This is a genomic window from Aeromicrobium sp. REDSEA-S38_B2 (genome assembly GCF_001628525.1).
GTDB lineage: Bacteria > Actinomycetota > Actinomycetes > Propionibacteriales > Nocardioidaceae > Aeromicrobium > Aeromicrobium erythreum.
Window position 1 is genome coordinate 1 of the sequence record NZ_LUNH01000088.1, and the last position, 3650, is coordinate 3650.

The 3650-nt window shown below is 74.2% G+C and carries 4 protein-coding genes; all 4 read right to left on the reverse strand.

The genetic code is table 11. The features are described 5' to 3' along the window. Positions 1–241: 241 nt before the first annotated feature. On the reverse strand, positions 242–1645 hold the full coding sequence (locus A6Q81_RS14775) for a hypothetical protein (protein WP_286690931.1): 1404 nt from the start codon (positions 1643–1645) through the stop codon (positions 242–244). 2 nt (positions 1646–1647) lie between these two features. Continuing rightward, on the reverse strand, positions 1648–2892 hold the full coding sequence (locus tag A6Q81_RS14780) for a S8 family peptidase (RefSeq protein WP_067860357.1): 1245 nt from the start codon (positions 2890–2892) through the stop codon (positions 1648–1650). Then, positions 2889–3455: a DUF2563 family protein gene (locus A6Q81_RS14785; RefSeq protein WP_067860355.1), complete on the reverse strand. Its 567-nt coding sequence runs from the start codon at positions 3453–3455 to the stop codon at positions 2889–2891. Before A6Q81_RS14785 ends, A6Q81_RS14780 begins: the two co-directional genes overlap by 4 nt. Then, the coding region (locus A6Q81_RS14790; protein ID WP_286690851.1) for a WXG100 family type VII secretion target at positions 3455–3650 on the reverse strand (196 nt) is incomplete at its 5' end. The genes A6Q81_RS14785 and A6Q81_RS14790, both read right to left, overlap by 1 nt.

Genomic DNA, 3650 nt, shown 5'->3' on the forward strand with positions numbered 1-3650 from the left:
GCGCGGGTGATCGCGCCTTCTTCGCGGCTGAGCTCGCTCATCGTTCGTCCTCCCGGTTCCCCGTGGGCACGGTCGCGGCACGGGCTCGTCGATGCTGGTGGCAAAAGACTAGGTCACCTGGTTCGTTTCGACTAGTCAGAACGGGGGGAACGTCCCACATCACGGGCGTCGTGACGTGTGACGATCGTCGCCGTCCCCGCTCCGTAGCCTCCTGCGCCGCGGACCGTGTGGTCCGTCGAGGTCAGGACAGGACGCCGGGCGACGTCTCGTCGTCGTCCAACCACTGGTCGTCGTCGAACGCCAGGTGGTCCTGCGTGGGCTCGTCGTCCTCGTCGCGACGTCGACCCTGGCCGCCGGCGCCGGCGCCGGACCGTGCGGCGTTGCCGCCCCGCCCCGTGGGACCGGTGCCGTTGCCGCGGCCGGACCCGCCGGCACCCTGGCCGGCGCGCGATCCGCTGCCCTGGGCCGGTCGGGTGCCCGCGCTGCCCGCGCGGCTGCCCGTGCCCGGAGCCGAGCGGGACGCCTGGGAACCAGCAGCACGGCCCGCCTGGCTGCCGGGCGACGCTCCGGCACGGCCTGCTTGCGCACCGGGGCGCGCGCCTGCCTGCCCAGCCTGACCGGCCGGGTTCGCCACGCGGGCGTTCGACTGCGAGGAGGAGGACCCCAGCGTGGAGCCCTTCGCCATGCCAGCCGTCCGACCGGACCCGGCACCGGCGGACGACGCGGCGCCCTTGGCGGCACCGGCGGCCTTGGCGAGGATGCCCTTGCCGGCACCCAGCAGACCCGCGGCGCCAGCGGCACCGCCGACCCCGCCGGCTCCCATGCCTCCGGCCTGGCCGAGGGACGAGCCGCCGTCGGTGAGCCCGGTGTCGAGGTCGGTCAGGCCGTCGCCGTCGGCATCGCCGCGGCCGTCGCCGTCACCGGTGCTGCCGTTCTTGACGGGGGCGACGAGCGTGGGGTTGGTGCCGCGGGGCCCACGGCCGATCGTCGCGGCCGAGGCCATGGCGCTGACCGCGGTCGTGCCGCCGACGACCGGCGTGCCCGACAGGCCGCCGCCGGTGCCGCCGGTGCCGCGGGACCCGGTGCTGGTGTCGTCGACCGAGGTGCCCTCGACGCCCGGTGCGGCCGTCGCCAGCATCTTCTGTGCTGCGGCGAGGCCGGCGTCGAGCCGAGTGAGGGCGGCGGCGGCGTCGTTCTCGCGTCGCTCCATGGAGGTGGCGTGGCTCGAGGCGGCGCTGTCGTGCTCGCTCTTGGCGGTGTTGTAGGCCTCGACGTCCGCGTCGCTCGCGTCTGCACCCGGCCTGGTGGGGCTGGCGCCCGGGGCGGGGGAGATCTCGGGCAGGTTCTGCAGGTCGGAGCGGGCGGTGGACAGCGCTTCGGCGCCGGCGCGCATCCCGGCGGCGGTCTGCTCGAGCTTGGTCTGCATCCGCTCGATCGTCTGCAGCTTCTGGGCGAAGGCGGCGTCGGCGGCCGCGGCGTCCGAACCCTCGGTCCAGGTCTCGCGGGCCCGCTGCTGGGCGGTGACGAGCTCGGTGCGGAGCGCGTCGAGCTTGGTCTTGGCGGCATCCCAGTCGATGGCCTTGCCGGTGAGGGCGCCGGGGATGGCGCTCTCCACCTGTCGCAGCTTGCTCTCGTTCGGTCCCATGGTCAGGCCTCCTCGGACGGACGGTGGTGGCGGCGGGCGACGACGATCCCCGCGGTGACGAGCACGAGGACGGCGACGGCGCCGAGGACCCACGGCAGGGGGCCGGTGCCGTCGTCGGCAGCGGCGTCGGTGGTGTCGGCTGCCGCAGGGCTCGTGGTGGTCTCGGCGGACGGCGCGGGATCGGCGGAGTCGCCGTAGACGGAGAGCGGGTAGGTCTTGACGGCGGCCTCGACCCCGCGCGTCAGGGGATTCTCGTCGGGCCAGCCGGTCGGGTCCCTCTCGAGCATGTTGCGCACGGAGAGGATGCCGAAGCCGTTCGGTCGCTCCCACCCGAAGTAGTCGGCGTCCCCGGAACGGCCGGTGCTGTGGATCAGCTGCTGGACGAGCTGGTTGCCGGTGGCGTCGGGGAACTTCTGCTTCACGAGGGCGAGGGCCCCGGCCGTGATGGCCGTGGCAGGCGACGTACCCGTGCGGGGGTAGGCCGGTGTCCAGACCGCCCCGCGCCTCTCCGTGCTGGAGGCGCCGGCGGGAACCTCGACCCCCGGTGCGGTGATCGCGAGCGTGGCGGAGAGGTCGTCGCGCTGGCCGGGCTGCTCCGACCACGCCTTGGCGTTCCGGTCGGCCGCGCCCACGGCGACGGCGCCGGGAGCGGAGGCCGGCGAGGAGATCCCCGGCGAGCCGGCCTCGCCGCCTCCGGCGACCACGACCGCGCCCGCGGCGATCGCCTTGCGGACCGCGGGGTCGTTCTCGTCGGCATCGCCGGACGCGAGGGAGACGCTGATGACGTCCGCCCCGTCCCGCGCGGCCTGCTCAATGAGCGCCGCCGGGGAGGCCAGCGAGTCGGTGTAGGGGTCGCGGTTCGCCTGGTAGAAGGTCACCTCGGCATCGGGGGCGACCCCGGTGACACCACCGTTGCCCTGTCCGGCGACGAGCACGGTCATGGCCGTGCCGTGGTTGGCGGCCCCGGCTCCGGGCACGGACACGGACTTCTTGCCGGTGACGGAGCGGCCGAGCGTGATGTCGGCGCCGCGCAGCTCGGGCACCGTGAGGTCGATGGAGCCGTCGATGATGGCCACCTTGACGCCCTTGCCCGTCGTCTCCCGGTGGACCTCGTCCAGACGGAGCGCGGAGTACCACCAGGCGTCGTCGGGCTGGTACCGCGCGAGCGAGGCCTGCGCCGTCGACGGCGCCAGGAGAGCGACGACGAGGACCAGCAGCGCCGCGAGTCGCCCCGGGCCTCGACTCATTGGTAGGCCTGCTCGCCCTGGTCGCCGTCGGTGGTCTGGACGGTGTCGGTCGACGTCGCGAGGTCGCCGCCGAGCTGCTCGACGACGTCCTGCAGAGGTTCGGAGTCCGTGCCCGCGAGAGCGTCGAGGTCGACGTCGACGGACTCGGGGTCGACGAGGTCCGTCCCCTGGTCGGCGCGCGCGTTGTCGTAGGACTCCGTCGTCGACGAGGCGCTTCCCGCGAAGCGGGTCGCGATGGAGGCCATCGCGCCCTGCACGCCGTCGTCGGTGTCGGCGTAGTTGTCGGCCGCAGTGGTGAGCGCGAGACCGAACTCGTCCATCTCCTGCTGGAGGGCGCCGAGCGTCGTCGCGAAGACGGTCGCCACGCTGTCATGGTGCTGGGCGAGCGCCTGCGCGGCCGGGTACTGGCCGTACATGGACGCCTCGCCCTTCGTGGCCTCGACGGTCTGCTGCGCCGCGAGCGCCTCGGCAGCCAGCTCGGAGGTGTTCTTGCCGACCTGGCGCAGTCCCTCGATGTCGAGCTCGACGGCGCTGCCGCCGCCGGAGCCGTCCGGCGTGCCCATCAGCCGCCGAAGGAGGCGCGGTTGGCGTTCTCGGCGCGGCGGTAGTCGGCTGCGGAGTCCGAGACGGCGGTGCCGGTCTGGGCGAGGGTGGCGTTCAGGTCGTTGATGGCCTGGTCCCACTTGGTCTTGGCGCTCTGGTAGGCGGCGGATGCCTCGCCGGTCCAGTCGGCCTTGAGGGGGGCGAGCTCGGACTCG

Coding starts and splice junctions, on each gene's coding strand:
- A6Q81_RS14775 (WP_286690931.1), bottom strand. CDS start 1,645: ATGGGACCGAACGAGAGCAAGCTGCGACAGGTGGAGAGCGCCATCCCC.
- A6Q81_RS14785 (WP_067860355.1), bottom strand. CDS start 3,455: ATGGGCACGCCGGACGGCTCCGGCGGCGGCAGCGCCGTCGAGCTCGAC.
- A6Q81_RS14780 (WP_067860357.1), bottom strand. CDS start 2,892: ATGAGTCGAGGCCCGGGGCGACTCGCGGCGCTGCTGGTCCTCGTCGTC.